This is a genomic window from Polymorphospora sp. A560 (assembly GCF_045781765.1).
Taxonomy (GTDB): Bacteria; Actinomycetota; Actinomycetes; order Mycobacteriales; family Micromonosporaceae; genus Polymorphospora; species Polymorphospora lycopeni.
The window spans coordinates 7,350,909-7,363,328 of sequence record NZ_CP122282.1 but is presented as its reverse complement, the minus strand read 5'-3'; the positions used below and the strand labels follow the sequence as shown (position 1 = coordinate 7,363,328).

The 12,420-nt window shown below is 72.8% G+C and carries 11 protein-coding genes and 1 pseudogene; 7 read left to right on the top strand and 5 right to left on the bottom strand.

Features of this window, described 5'->3' with window-relative positions; all coding sequences use genetic code 11:
• Nucleotides 1-114 precede the first annotated feature (114 nt).
• The 3 genes and pseudogenes from QCD66_RS33170 to QCD66_RS33160 form a co-directional block, all read right to left on the bottom strand.
• Nucleotides 115-966 (bottom strand): annotated as a pseudogene (locus QCD66_RS33170) (DUF5667 domain-containing protein); the annotation flags it as partial.
• A 259-nt stretch (nucleotides 967-1,225) separates the two neighbouring features.
• A complete protein-coding gene (locus tag QCD66_RS33165) occupies nucleotides 1,226-2,257 on the bottom strand; it encodes an ECF subfamily RNA polymerase sigma factor, BldN family (protein ID WP_375733720.1) in 1,032 nt (343 codons plus the stop codon).
• Complete coding sequence (locus tag QCD66_RS33160) at nucleotides 2,254-2,424, bottom strand: hypothetical protein (RefSeq protein WP_375733719.1); 171 nt, start codon at nucleotides 2,422-2,424, stop codon at nucleotides 2,254-2,256. Before QCD66_RS33160 ends, QCD66_RS33165 begins: the two co-directional genes overlap by 4 nt.
• A 484-nt stretch (nucleotides 2,425-2,908) precedes the next feature.
• Between QCD66_RS33160 and QCD66_RS33155 the strand changes: the two genes are divergently transcribed.
• From QCD66_RS33155 to QCD66_RS33145, 3 genes are read left to right on the top strand one after another with little or no spacing between them, the layout of a single operon-like run.
• Complete coding sequence (locus QCD66_RS33155) at nucleotides 2,909-4,510, top strand: AMP-binding protein (protein ID WP_375733718.1); 1,602 nt, start codon at nucleotides 2,909-2,911, stop codon at nucleotides 4,508-4,510.
• The gene (locus QCD66_RS33150) at nucleotides 4,503-4,766 is read left to right on the top strand and encodes a glutaredoxin family protein (RefSeq protein WP_357535603.1); all 264 of its coding nucleotides are present in this window, start codon (nucleotides 4,503-4,505) and stop codon (nucleotides 4,764-4,766) included. Before QCD66_RS33155 ends, QCD66_RS33150 begins: the two co-directional genes overlap by 8 nt.
• A gap of 13 nt (nucleotides 4,767-4,779) precedes the next feature.
• Complete coding sequence (locus QCD66_RS33145) at nucleotides 4,780-5,439, top strand: HAD family hydrolase (protein WP_375733717.1); 660 nt, start codon at nucleotides 4,780-4,782, stop codon at nucleotides 5,437-5,439.
• Here the strand turns inward: QCD66_RS33145 and QCD66_RS33140 are convergent.
• Together QCD66_RS33140 and QCD66_RS33135 are read right to left on the bottom strand one after the other, a co-directional pair.
• Nucleotides 5,424-6,086 (bottom strand): response regulator transcription factor, encoded by a 663-nt coding sequence (locus tag QCD66_RS33140; protein WP_357535605.1) that lies wholly within the window; start codon nucleotides 6,084-6,086, stop codon nucleotides 5,424-5,426. The genes QCD66_RS33145 and QCD66_RS33140 overlap by 16 nt on opposite strands.
• A gap of 28 nt (nucleotides 6,087-6,114) precedes the next feature.
• Nucleotides 6,115-7,422: a sensor histidine kinase gene (locus tag QCD66_RS33135; protein ID WP_364211392.1), complete on the bottom strand. Its 1,308-nt coding sequence runs from the start codon at nucleotides 7,420-7,422 to the stop codon at nucleotides 6,115-6,117.
• Nucleotides 7,423-7,827: 405 nt separating this feature from the next.
• On the opposite strand from QCD66_RS33135, the gene QCD66_RS33130 reads away from it, so the two are divergent.
• Genes QCD66_RS33130 through QCD66_RS33115 form a run of 4 tightly spaced genes read left to right on the top strand, consistent with a single transcriptional unit; the run spans nucleotide 7,828 to nucleotide 12,408 of the window.
• Entirely contained in the window at nucleotides 7,828-8,601 is a 774-nt protein-coding gene (locus tag QCD66_RS33130; RefSeq protein WP_357535608.1) for a redox-sensing transcriptional repressor Rex, read from the top strand.
• A complete protein-coding gene (locus QCD66_RS33125) occupies nucleotides 8,598-9,902 on the top strand; it encodes a glutamyl-tRNA reductase (RefSeq protein WP_375733716.1) in 1,305 nt (434 codons plus the stop codon). Before QCD66_RS33130 ends, QCD66_RS33125 begins: the two co-directional genes overlap by 4 nt.
• Nucleotides 9,902-10,831, top strand: coding sequence for a hydroxymethylbilane synthase (gene hemC, locus QCD66_RS33120; protein WP_364211398.1), 930 nt, complete (start codon nucleotides 9,902-9,904; stop codon nucleotides 10,829-10,831). The genes QCD66_RS33125 and hemC overlap by 1 nt, the downstream gene beginning before the upstream one ends.
• Entirely contained in the window at nucleotides 10,828-12,408 is a 1,581-nt protein-coding gene (locus QCD66_RS33115; protein ID WP_364211401.1) for a uroporphyrinogen-III synthase, read from the top strand. The genes hemC and QCD66_RS33115 overlap by 4 nt, the downstream gene beginning before the upstream one ends.
• The last annotated feature ends 12 nt before the right edge of the window (nucleotides 12,409-12,420 follow it).

Below are 12,420 nucleotides of genomic sequence, written 5' to 3'. Positions count from 1 at the left end.
CTCGACGGTGGGTGTGGTGCCCACGGAGGGGCCGGCCGACGGGGTCGGCCCGGTCCGCCCGGCCGTGCCGGCCTCGCTCGCGGCGGGACCCGGCCCCGCCGACGGCGTCGAGGCGCACGAGCCGGGCAACGGCCCGAGGGCGTCGGTCCCGGCGGGCGCGGCCCCGCAGGCCAGGGCGGCCCGCAGCCGGTCGGTGCGGTCCTCGACGGCGTCGAGCAGGGCCAGGGACGCCGAGGCGCGTTCCCGGTCACCCGCCGGTCGCCCGTCGATCAGCCCGTTGACGCCGGTGCGCTGGCCCTCCACGAAGGAGGTGATCGCGTCGAGCGCGATGGCGCCGGTGCGGCCGGTCGACGCGGTGGTCAGGAGCTTGACGCCCTCGCGGGTGTCGCCGTCCATGTCGTCGAGCACCGCGGCGAAGCCGGCGTTGTCGCCGCGTACGGCGCCGGCCTCGGTGAGCCGGGTGCGGGCGAAGTCGAGGAAGAGCTGGCCACGGCTGAGGTCGGAGCCGGTCAGCGCCAACTGGGCGCGTTCGGTCGACCGCTTCATTCCATAGAGGGCGTCGCCGGGCAGGGCGTCCACACTGGCCGCCGAGATCCCGGAGACGGCGACCGCGCCGACGGCGACGCCGACGACGATGGCGCCCCTGGTGCGGGCCCGCCGGCCGTTGAGCGCGGGGCGGAACAGCCGCCAGCCGGTGCGGGTCGGTTGGGCCGGTTCCCGGGTCGCGGTGGCGCCGATGCCCTCGCGTTCGGCGGTGGCGACGAGCATCGCCCGCAGCCCGCTGCGGAACTCGGAGTCGACCTCCACGGTCGGGGTTGCAGCCGGTAGTCGGTGGCCGATGGCCACCAGGTCGGCGAGGTCACGGTCTTCGGTCGACCGGACGTGCTGGCGACGGCCGCCGTTTGCTTCTTCGAGCAGTTGCGCGAAGCGCTCGGCGCGCCGGCGGTGGAACACGGTCGTATTCACCGCGGGCACCTCCCTTCGCTGGTCACGGCTAGGAGATCGGCCCCGTCGCCGACCGCTGCGACCACGGTTCCGGCCCGGACCAGCACAGCCGTCACCGGATGCCGTGCCCGGCCCGCCCCCTTGTGAGGGGATGCGAGGGTCACCACCGGTCGCACCCGGACAAACGCCCGGCGGGGCCGGGCGGTTACGGGTCGGGGCGAAGAATAATTACCAAGAGTGAGCGGCGTCACCGGTGCCGCCGCGGGCGGGTACCGATCGGTCACGGTTGGAACCCGTCCGGCAGCAGCCGGGCCAGGGCGCGTACGGCGCGGTATTGCAGGGCCTTGATCGCACCCTCGTTCTTGCCCATCGCCTTCGCCGTCTCCGCGACCGAAAAGCCTTGGAGGAAGCGGAGCACGATGCACTCCTGCTGCTCCGGGTTGAGCTGCTTGACGGCGGTCAGCAGGGCGACGTTGGTGATGTGGTCGACGACCGCGGCCTCCGGACTTCCCTCCGGCCCACGGTCCTCGCGTTCCGCATCCAAAACGTCACCCGTAGTAACTTCCAGTCGGTAGCGGCCGGACTTGAAGTGGTCGGCCACCAGGTTGCGGGCGATCGTCACCAGCCAGGCGCCGAGGTCGCGGCCCTGCCAGGTGAAGCTGCCGATCCGCTTGAGGGCCCGCAGGAACGTGTCGGAGGTGAGGTCTTCGGCGAGTTGGCGGTTGCCGACGCGGAAGTAGACGAAGCGGAAGACGGTGTCGACGTAGCGGTCGTAGATCAGGCCGAACGCCTCGGCCTCGCCGGCCTGGGCCCGCTCGACCAGCTTCCACACCTCGGTGGCCGGGTCGGACGGGTCGGGCCGGCTCGGATAGCCGGGCGGTGGTCCGCCGCTGCCGGTCGACTTCTCGGCCGGTACGGCCGGGATGACGACCGTGTCGGTGGCCGTGACCGCCGGGATGACGGCGGTGTCGGTCGCCGGCACGGCCGGGATGATCGCCGTGTCGGTGTCCGTGCCGCCAGGGCGCAGCCCCGCGTCCGCCGGTCCGGGCTGGGCCGGCATGGTGGGCCGGGCCGGTGTGGCGACCCGGCCACCGACGGTCTTGGCGTTGCCGCCCGCCGGCGTGTGGCGACCGGGTGTCTCGTTCGGGTGCGGTCGGTTGCGGCTGGGCTTGGTGCTCCCGTCGCCGCGCACCGCGAGGCTGAACATGTCGTACATCTCCAGCCGGAGTCTGGCGAGCCCCTCGTTGAGGGCGTTACGCGCCGCCAGGATCTCGCGGCTGACCAGCCCGTCGCCGTAGGCGTATCCGCTCACCGGCTCTCCTCCGCCCAGCCGGACACCGGTCCGGACGTCGGGCCGTACGGCCACCGCGACCCGGCACCCGGAATGGAGGTGTGTCCGCTCGGGCCGACGTGGGCCACCGCGGTGTCGGCGGTGCGACACACGTCGTTGAGGTGCTGGTGCAGTGCTTTACCGGGCACTGAGGCCTCCTCAGGCTGAGGGGTGTCGACTCACGGCAAAACGGGTGGGTCAACCCTGGTGATGATAGGGGCAACGTCACCGATGCGTGCGGAGTCCGTTACACAGAGCCAAAGTATTTACTGGACGTGGATCGACCCGTCGCACAAAGTGTGCGGCGCCGAGAAATTGACGTACTTCTGGTGGATGGCGATGACCAGCGCAAACGCGGAGACGCGCCGACAGGTGGCACGCGATCTGGCGAGCCACCCGAGCTTCTGGTATCCACGGTCCGCTTCACCCGGATGAGTGGTGCCCGGACCCTGCCACGGTGATCGTTCTGCGGCCGGCACCGGCGAGTCGATCAGTCCCGTGCACGGTACCGCGCCTTCCGAAGGCCGTCGAATCGGACCCGGCCTGCTGGCCAGCGGACCCGCCCCGGCACCGGCCGTCCATCGACGATCGGGCGTAGTCGGGACGGGTGGCACTGTGCCAGACTCAGCGACCGTGCAGGAACCAGCCAGCACCCCCGACCCCGTCGTCGCGCGCCCCGGCGGCACCCTCGCCGAACGCGTACGGCGGGCCGCCGCAGGTGGCCCCGAACGTCCCGCCCTCGTCTGGCGCGACCAGACGATCACCTGGGGCGACCTCGACGCCCGCATCGACACCGCCACCGCGGCTCTGACCCGACTCGCCCCGGCGACGCCCGGCGAACCGCGGCCCCGCGTCGCCATCGCACTGCCCAACTCGCCGGAATTCGTCGTCAGCTACTTCGCCGCCCTGCGCGCCGGCCGGATCGCCGTGCCGGTGAACCCCGCGTTCACCGCCCGCGAGCTGCGGCACGTGCTCGCCGACTCCGGAGCCACCCTGCTGATCTGCACCGAAGAGATCAGGGAACTCGTCGACGGCATCCGCGCCGAACTGCCCGCGCTCACCGGCGTACACACCGGTCCACCGCCGGTCCCCGACGGCGCGGCACCCACCCCGACCGGGCCGACCGGCCGCGACGAGGTGGCGGTACTGCTCTACACCTCCGGCACCGAGGGGCAGCCGAAGGGCGCCATGCTGACCCACCGGGCGCTGATGGCCAACCACGAGCAGATCGCCCGCATCCGGCCCGCCGTCGTCGGCACCGACGACCGGCTGCTGCTCGCGCTGCCGCTGTTCCACGCGTACGGGCTCAACACCGGTCTCGGCGCGGTCGCCTACCACGGCGCGTGCGGCGTACTGCTCGACCGGTTCGAGCCGGCCGAGGCGCTGGCGGCGATCACCCGGCACCGGGTCAGCGGGGTCGTCGGCGTGCCGTCGATGTTCGCCGGCTGGGCCGACCAGCCCGACCTGCGCGCGGCCATGACCTCGGTCCGGGTCGCGGTCTGCGGCGCGGCGCCGCTCGACCCGGCCACCGCGCAGCGGTTCACCGCCGCCGCCGGGCGGCCGGCCTTCGTCGGGTACGGCCTGACCGAGACCGCGCCCGTGCTCACCGCCACCCTGGCCAGCCCGGCACCGAAGAGCGGCTCGATCGGCCAGCCGATTCCCGGCGTCGAACTGCGGCTCGTCGGGCCGGACGGCGCGGACCTGTGGCGCGACGGCGCCACCGAGGCCGGCGAGGAGGACGAACTCGCCGTCGAGTACGGCTCACCCGGCACCGATCCCGGCGAGATCGTCGTACGTGGCGCCAACCTCTTCTCCGGCTACTGGCCCGACGGGCACGACGGCCCCGACCCGGACGGCTGGTGGGCGACCGGCGACATCGCGTACGCCGACGCCGACGGCGACCTCTTCCTCGTCGACCGGGTCGGCGAGCTGATCATCGTCAACGGCTTCAACGTCTACCCGCACGAGGTCGAACTCGTGCTCGACGCCCACCCGGACGTCGCCGAGTCGGCGGTGCTCGGGATCGCGCACCCGACCGCCGGGCAGGCCGTCGCGGCGTACGTCGTCCGTGCCCCCGGCGGCACCGTCACCTCCGCCGAGTTGGGCCGGCACTGCGCTGACCGGCTGGCCCGCTTCAAGTGCCCCGCCACGCTGGAGTTCGTCGACGCGCTGCCACACTCGGCGATAGGAAAGGTCCGCAAGACCATGCTGAGATCGGAGTACGCCGGTGGCTGAGCCACGCCTGACCCTGATCACCCGCCCCGGCTGCCACCTGTGCGACGACGCCAAGGCCGCCATCGACCGGGTGGTGGCCGTCACCGGCGACCGCTGGGTCGAGGTCGACGTCACCGGCGACCTCGAACTCGAACGCGACTACGGCGACCGGCTGCCCGTCGTGCTGCTCGACGGCCGCGAACACGGCTACTGGCGGGTCGAGGAGGAGCGGTTGCTGGGCGACCTGCGACGGCCTCGACCGGCGCCGCCCGGCTGAGTAGGGTGCTGCGGTGACCACCGCACCCACCCACCTCGTCTGGGACTGGAACGGCACCCTGCTCAACGACCTCAACCTCGTCGTCGAGTCGACCAACGTCGTCTTCGCCGCGGTCGCCGGCCCGGCGGTCACCGCCGACGAGCACCGGGGCCGGTTCCGCCGGCCGATCTCCGACTACTACGCCGAGGTCCTCGGCCGGGCCGTCGACGACGACGAGTTCGGCCGGCTCGACCGGATCTTCCACGACGCCTACCGCACCGGGCTGACCACCTGCGAACTCGCCGCCGACGCCACCAGCGCGATGCGGAACTGGTCCGGCAGCCAGTCGTTGCTGTCGATGTGGTTCCACGACGAGCTGGTGCCGGCCGTCGAGACGTACGGGCTGTCCGGCCTGTTCAACCGGGTCGACGGGCTGCGCGGCACCGTCGGCGGGGACCGTAAGGCCGGACATCTCGAAAGCCATCTCGCCGAGCTGGGTGTCGACCCGCGTTCGGTGGTGCTGATCGGCGACTCGCTCGACGACGCCGACGCCGCCGAGTCGGTGGGCGCCCGCTGCGTCCTCTACACCGGCGGGTTCACCGACCCCGGCCGGCTGCGGGCCTCCGGGCACCCGGTCGCCGAGACGCTCACCGAGGCGGTCACCCTGGCCGGACGGCTTCAGCCGCGCAGGTAGGCGAGCACCGCCAGGACCCGGCGGTGCTGCTCCTCGTCCGGCGGCAGCTGCAGCTTGGTGAAGATGTTGCGGACGTGCTTCTCCACCGCGCCGTCGCTGACCACCAGGGATCGCGCGATGGCGGTGTTCGACCGGCCCTCCGCCATCAGCGACAGCACCTCACGCTCGCGGGGGGTCAGCTCGCGCAGCGGGTCGTCGCGGCGCCGACGTACGAGCAACTGGCCGACGACCTCGGGGTCCAGGACCGTACCGCCGGCGGCCACCCGGGCGACCGCGTCGAGGAACTCCTCGATCGCGGCCACCCGGTCCTTGAGCAGGTAGCCGATCCCACCGCCGCCCCCGCCGGCCCCGGCGGCGGTGGCGAGCAGGTCGTCGGCGTACGACACCTCGACGTACTGGGACAGCACCAGGATCGGCGTACGCGGCACCCGCTGGCGGGCCTCGACGGCGGCGCGCAGCCCCTCGTCGGTGTGTGACGGCGGCATCCGTACGTCGACGATCGAGACGTCGGGCTTGTGGACGACGACCGCCTCGACGAAGGTGTCCCCGTCACCGACGGCCGCCACCACATCGTGGCCGTGTTCGGTCAGCAGCCGGATGATCCCCTCGCGCAGGAGTACGGCGTCGTCGGCGATCACTACCCGCATCTGGTCGGCGTCTTCCGTTTCGGCAGGGTCAACACGGCAGCTCGGCCCGGATCTCGGTGGGTCCGCCCGGCGGGCTGAGCACACTCAGCATGCCACCGTTGGCCCGCAACCGGTCGGCGATGCCGGCCAGCCCGTGCCCCTTGGAGACATGTGCCCCGCCGACCCCGTCGTCGACCACCTCGATCCGCAGGTCGTGGTCGGTCCGGGAGACGGTCAGCCAGCAGTCCGACGCGGCGCTGTGCTTGGCCACGTTGGCGAGCGCCTCGGCGACGACGAAGTAGGCGGTGCTCTCCACCGCCGGGTCGAGCCGGCCGCCCGGGGTGCCCAGGGCGGGGTCGACGGTGAGTTCGATCGGGATGACCCCCCGGCTGGCGAGCGCCGCGAGCGCGCTGGGCAGCCCTCGGTCGATCAGGATCGGCGGGGCGATCCCACGGGAGAGGGCACGCAGCTCGTGCAGGGTCTCCCGGGTCTGCACCAGGGCCTCGTCCAGGGTCCGGCGGGCGGCGTCCGGATCGTTGGCGAGTTGCTGCTGGGCCCGGCCGAGGTCCATGGCCAGCCGGACGAGCCGCTGCTGCGGCCCGTCGTGGATGTCGCGTTCGAGCCGGCGCAGCGCGGTCGCCTCGGCGGACACCGCGGCCCGCTTCTGTTCCTCCAGCACGGTGATCCGGTTGCGCATCTCGGCCACCCCGGTCAGCAGGGCCCGGCCGAAACTGGCCTGGAGCAGGGCGCAGCCGCGTACCACGATCGGCAGGGTGACGAGGAAGAAGACGCCGATGGCGGTGTTGAGGCCGATACGGGCCAGGCCGGAGCCGCCGAGACCGAGCAGTTCGTTGAGCGAGCCGCCCTCGGTGGGCCGCGGCAGGAGCCAGTCGTACGCCCAGTAGAGGCTGCCGGCGACGGCCCCGGCCCACCAGACCACGGTGATGACGAAGGCGATCAGGGAGACGAAGACCTTGAGGCAGCCGTGTGCCAGGTCGAGCCAGGACTGGGCGTCGGCGATCGGGACGAAGATCCGCCGCCAGGCGTTCGCGCCCGGATCCGGTGTCCGGTAGTGCGGCCGGATCCGTGGCTGGTGCAGTACGGGCGGCAGGCGCAGGCGCTCGATGTCGGCGAACCCGCGCGCCGCGTACAGGACCCCGGCGAGGATCGGCAGGCCGATCACGGTGACGGCCAGTCCGGTGCCGACCGCGAGCCCGGCGATCAGCACGATGAAACTGGCCAGGGCGAGGGGGAAGCCGAGCAGGATGTAGCCCGAGTCGATCCCGAGCTGGCGCACGATGCTGCGCGATGCGGCCGGATCGACGGCCGAGGTGGTGGACAGGCTGGCGGCGCTCATGTCGTCGACGCTAGGCATAAGGCCGTTTCGCCCCCATCCCGTCGGCCGGCCTCTTCACGGTAGGGCTGCCCCTACCGGAGCCGGTCTCCGGGGCGCCCGGTCGCGGACCGTGGTCGATGTCGGTGGCATCACGGCCGGTTGGTTCAGAATTGCGCAATAATCGACGGGCGACCCTGATGCCGGTCTGCCAGGTGATCTACGAACCGCAGGTGGGGCGGATCACCACGGTGGTCGATCAAGATCGCGATTTGTGCACGCCTTCACAAGCGCCTACTCTGTAACCCCGACGAGCCCTGCTAGCACAGCCGGTCACGGCGGTTGCGGGAGGGTTGCCGATCCGACCCGCCGGCCCGGTCGCCTCAGCCGCCGGCCCGGCTGGTCCATGAGCGCACCGCACGGAGTCCCATGAGTCAGCACCGCCATCCAGGCGCGTCCGGTCACACCGGCGCTGTTCCGGCGCTCCCGGACCTGCCTGAAGCGACGGTCGCCAGGCTCCCCGAATACCTCCGTGCCCTGCACAATCTGGCCGAGACCGGTCACGACACCGTCTCCAGCGAGGCGCTCGCGACAGCCGCCGGGGTCAACTCGGCGAAACTGCGTAAGGATCTTTCCCACCTCGGCTCCTACGGCACCCGTGGCGTCGGCTACGACGTCGCCCTGCTGATCGACCAGATCGAATACGTATTGGGGCTGACCCAGCGCCGTGCCGTCGCCCTCGTCGGCGTCGGTAACCTCGGTCACGCCCTCGCCGGCTACGCCGGTTTCGTCAGCCGGGGATTCCGGATCGCCGCGCTGTTCGACGCCGACGAGTCGCGGGTCGGCGAGGAAATCAACGGTCTCGTCGTACGGCACATCGACGACCTGGCGACCATCGCCGCGCAGGAGGCGATCGCCATCGGCGTGATCGCCACCCCCGCGCCCGCCGCGCAGAGCGTGGCCGACCGGCTCGTCGCGGTCGGGGTCACCAGCATCCTCAACTTCGCGCCGTGCGTGCTCTCGGTGCCCGACGGGGTCGACGTACGCAAGGTCGACCTCGCCATCGAGCTGCAGATCCTTTCCTTCCACGAGCACCGCAAGGCCTCGCTGACCGGGATTCCGGCCAGCGGACCGGCGGCGGGTCTCACGGCCCTGCCCGGCGGGCTCGCGGCAACCGGCACGCAGGAGGCGGTCGGCTCGTGAACCTGCTCGTCGTCGGCGCGTCGTACCGCACCACCCCGGTCGCGACCCTGGAGCGGCTCGCGGTGGCGCCGGCCGACCTCACCCGAACCCTGGACCGGTTGCTCGCCCAGCCCTACATCGGCGAAGCCGTCGTCGTCTCGACCTGCAACCGGGTCGAGGTCTACGCCGCCGTCACCGGCTTCCACGGCGGCCTCGGCGACATCTGCGAGGTGCTCGCCGCCCACGCCGGCTGTGTCCAGAACGACCTGGCCAACCGCCTCTACGTGCACTACGACGGCGCCGCCGTCGAACACGCCTTCCGGGTCGCCGCCGGGCTGGACTCGATGGTCGTCGGCGAGGCACAGATCCTCGGACAGCTCCGCGACGCCTACCACGCGGCGACCGAGGCCGAGGCCACCGGCCGCCTGCTCCACGAACTCATGCAGCAGGCCCTGCGGGTCGGCAAGCGGGCACACTCCGAGACCGGCATCGACCGGGCCGGCCAGAGCGTGGTCACCGCCGCGCTCGACGTCGCCGCCACCCACCTCGACGGCGGGCTCCCCGGCCGGCCGGCGCTGGTGATCGGGGCCGGCGCCATGGGTGCGCTCTCCGTTGCCACGCTGTCCCGCGCCGGGGTCGGTCCGCTGTCGGTGGCCAACCGGGGCAACGACCGCGCCGTCCGGCTCGCCGAGTCGTACGGCGCCAGCGCCGTGCCGTACCAGGACCTGGCCGCCGCGCTGACCGGCGTCGACGTCGTCGTCGCGGCCACCGCGTCGACCCAGCCGGTGCTGACCCGCGACATGCTCGCGACCGCCCTCGCCGACCGGGACACCCCGCTGGTCGTGCTCGACCTGGCGGTGCCCCGCGACGTCGAGCCGGCCGCCGCCGAACTGCCCGGTGTGGTCGTCGTCGACATCGACAACCTCGCCACCGCGTTGCGCGACGGTCCCGCCGCCGCCGACCAGCTCGCCGTGACCCGGATCGTCACCACCGAGGTCGAGGCGTTCCTTTCCTGGCTGCGCGGTGCCGACGTCGCCCCCACCGTGGCCGCCCTGCGGGCCCGCGCCGACGACGTGGTCACCGCCGAACTGCGCCGGCTGGCCCAGCGCCGCCCCGACCTCAGCGAGGAGCAGCGCGCCGAGGTGGCCCACACCGTCCACCGGGTGGTCCAGCGGTTGCTGCACTCGCCGACCGTACGCGCTCGTCAACTGGCCGCCGAGCCCGGTGGTGACCAGTACACTGCCCTGTTGCGCGAACTGTTCGACCTCGAGGTGCCCGGCAGCGCCCAGGCCGACTCCGTGCCCGACATCGGAGAACGGTGATGAACGCACCACTGCGCCTCGGCACCCGGGGCAGCGCACTGGCGCTCGCCCAGTCCCGGCTGGTCGCCGCCGCCGTGCACGCCGCCACCGGCCGTGAGGTCGAGCTGGTCGAGATCGTCACGGCCGGCGACCGCTCCTCCGCGCCCGTGCTACGGCTCGGCGTCGGGGTGTTCGTGTCCGCGTTGCGCGACGCGCTCACCGACCACCGGATCGACTTCGCCGTGCACTCCTACAAGGACCTGCCGACCGCCGGTCACCCCGGCCTGCACATCGCGGCCGTACCGCCCCGCGAGGATCCGCGGGACGCGCTGATCGCCAGGGACGGCCGTACCCTGACCGAACTGCCGGCCGGTGCCGTCGTCGGCACCGGCGCGCTCCGGCGGATCGCCCAGCTCCGGGCCCTCGGCCTGCAACTGGAGGTCGTCCCGATCCGGGGCAACGTCGACACCCGGATGGCGCGCGTGCTCGGCCCCGCCGCCGACCTCGACGCGGTCGTACTCGCCCGCGCCGGACTGGCCCGGCTCGGCCGCGCCGGTGAGATCACCGAAACCCTCGACCCGATGCTGATGCTGCCCGCGCCGGCCCAGGGCGCGCTGGCGGTCGAGTGCCGGGCCGAGGACATTGACCTGGTCGAGTCGCTTGCCGCGCTCGACCACGCACCGACCCGGGCCGCGGTCACCGCGGAGCGGGCGTTGCTGGCCACGCTCGAAGCGGGGTGCAGTGCCCCGGTCGCGGCCTACGCCGAGATCGCCGAAGGCGACGACGGCGATGAGATCTACCTGCGCGGGGCGGTGATCAGCCCGGACGGCGTCCGTGACCTCCGGCTGTCCCGTACCGGAACGCCCGCCGACGCGGCGGAGATCGGCAAGGCGCTCGCCGCCGACCTCCTCGACGCCGGCGCCGACACCCTATTGGGGAGCACAGAATGACCCGCACCCGTAAGCCCGCAGGCCGCATCGCGTTCGTCGGGGCCGGCCCCGGCGACCCCGGCCTGCTGACCCGCCGGGCGCACGACGCCCTGGTCGACTCCGACCAGGTGATCTACGACCGGGGCGTGCCGGAGTCGCTGCTCGACGCGATCCGTGCCGAGGCCAAGGAAGACGCGCAGTTCACGCCCGCCGAGGGAGCGCCCGGCGACGTCGCCAAGGTGCTGATCTCCGCGGCCCGGTCCGGCCTGTCCGCCGTACACCTCGTCGCCGGTGACCCGTTCGGCCACGACTCCGTGGTCAAGGAGGTGCAGGCGGTCGCCCGCACCGCGGTCCACTTCGAGGTGGTGCCCGGCGTCGGCCAGGCCGAGGGCGTCGCCGCCTACGCCGGCGTGCCGCTGCCCGGCGTACGCACCGCGGCCGACGTCGACGACGTCGGCACGCTCGACTTCGAGGCCCTCTCGGCGGCGGTCAACCGTGGCTCCCTCGCCCTCGCCGTCGACGCCGGTGATCTCGCCGCCGTCCGCGACGGGCTGCTCGCCGCCGGGGTCGACGGCACCACCCCGGTCGCGGTGACCGGTGACGGCACCGGCGAGACGCAGTACACGACCAGTTCGACCGTCGACAGCTTCGTCGCCGCCGCCCTCGGCTTCACCGGCCGCGTCGTGCTCACCCTCGGTGCCGGCGTGACCCAGCGCGACAAGCTGAGCTGGTGGGAGAACCGCCCGCTGTACGGCTGGAAGGTGCTCGTACCGCGCACCAAGGAGCAGGCCGGGGCGATGAGCGCACGGCTGCGGGCGTACGGGGCGATCCCGTGCGAGGTGCCGACGATCGCGGTCGAGCCGCCGCGTACCCCGGCCCAGATGGAGCGTGCGGTCAAGGGCCTGGTCGACGGCCGTTACGCCTGGGTGATCTTCACCTCGGTCAACGCCGTACGCGCGGTCTGGGAGAAGTTCGCCGAGCACGGGCTCGACGCCCGGCACTTCGGCGGCGTCAAGATCGCGTGCATCGGCGAGGCGACCGCGGACGCCGTCCGCGCCTTCGGCATCCAGCCCGAGCTGATCCCCTCCGGTGAGCAGTCCTCGGAGGGCCTGCTCGCCGAGTTCTCGCCGCACGACGAGATCCTCGACCCGGTTGGCCGGGTGCTGCTGCCGCGTGCCGACATCGCGACCGAGACGCTGGCCGCCGGCCTGACCGAACGGGGCTGGGAGGTCGACGACGTCACCGCCTACCGCACGGTCCGGGCAGCGCCGCCGCCGGCCGAGATCCGGGACGCGATCAAGTCCGGCGGCTTCGACGCGGTGCTCTTCACGTCGTCGTCGACCGTACGCAACCTGGTCGGCATCGCCGGCAAGCCGCACGCCCGCACCGTCGTCGCCGTGATCGGCCCGAAGACGGCGGAGACCGCGACCGAGTTCGGGCTGCGGGTCGACGTGCAGCCCCCGCACGCCTCCGTGCCCGACCTGGTCGAGGCGCTCGCGGCATACGCCGTGGAGTTGCGTGAGAAGCTGGCCGCGATGCCCGCCAAGCAGCGCCGTGGCTCGAAGGTGCAGGGGCCGACCGCGCTGCGGTTCCGCTGACGCCGAGGAGTT

Bases quoted from the DNA above. Each gene is read 5' to 3' on its own strand.
- hemC (WP_364211398.1), top strand. From the start codon at position 9,902: ATGAACGCACCACTGCGCCTCGGCACCCGGGGCAGCGCACTGGCGCTC.
- QCD66_RS33115 (WP_364211401.1), top strand. From the start codon at position 10,828: ATGACCCGCACCCGTAAGCCCGCAGGCCGCATCGCGTTCGTCGGGGCC.
- QCD66_RS33135 (WP_364211392.1), bottom strand. From the start codon at position 7,422: ATGAGCGCCGCCAGCCTGTCCACCACCTCGGCCGTCGATCCGGCCGCA.
- QCD66_RS33140 (WP_357535605.1), bottom strand. From the start codon at position 6,086: ATGCGGGTAGTGATCGCCGACGACGCCGTACTCCTGCGCGAGGGGATC.
- QCD66_RS33130 (WP_357535608.1), top strand. From the start codon at position 7,828: ATGAGTCAGCACCGCCATCCAGGCGCGTCCGGTCACACCGGCGCTGTT.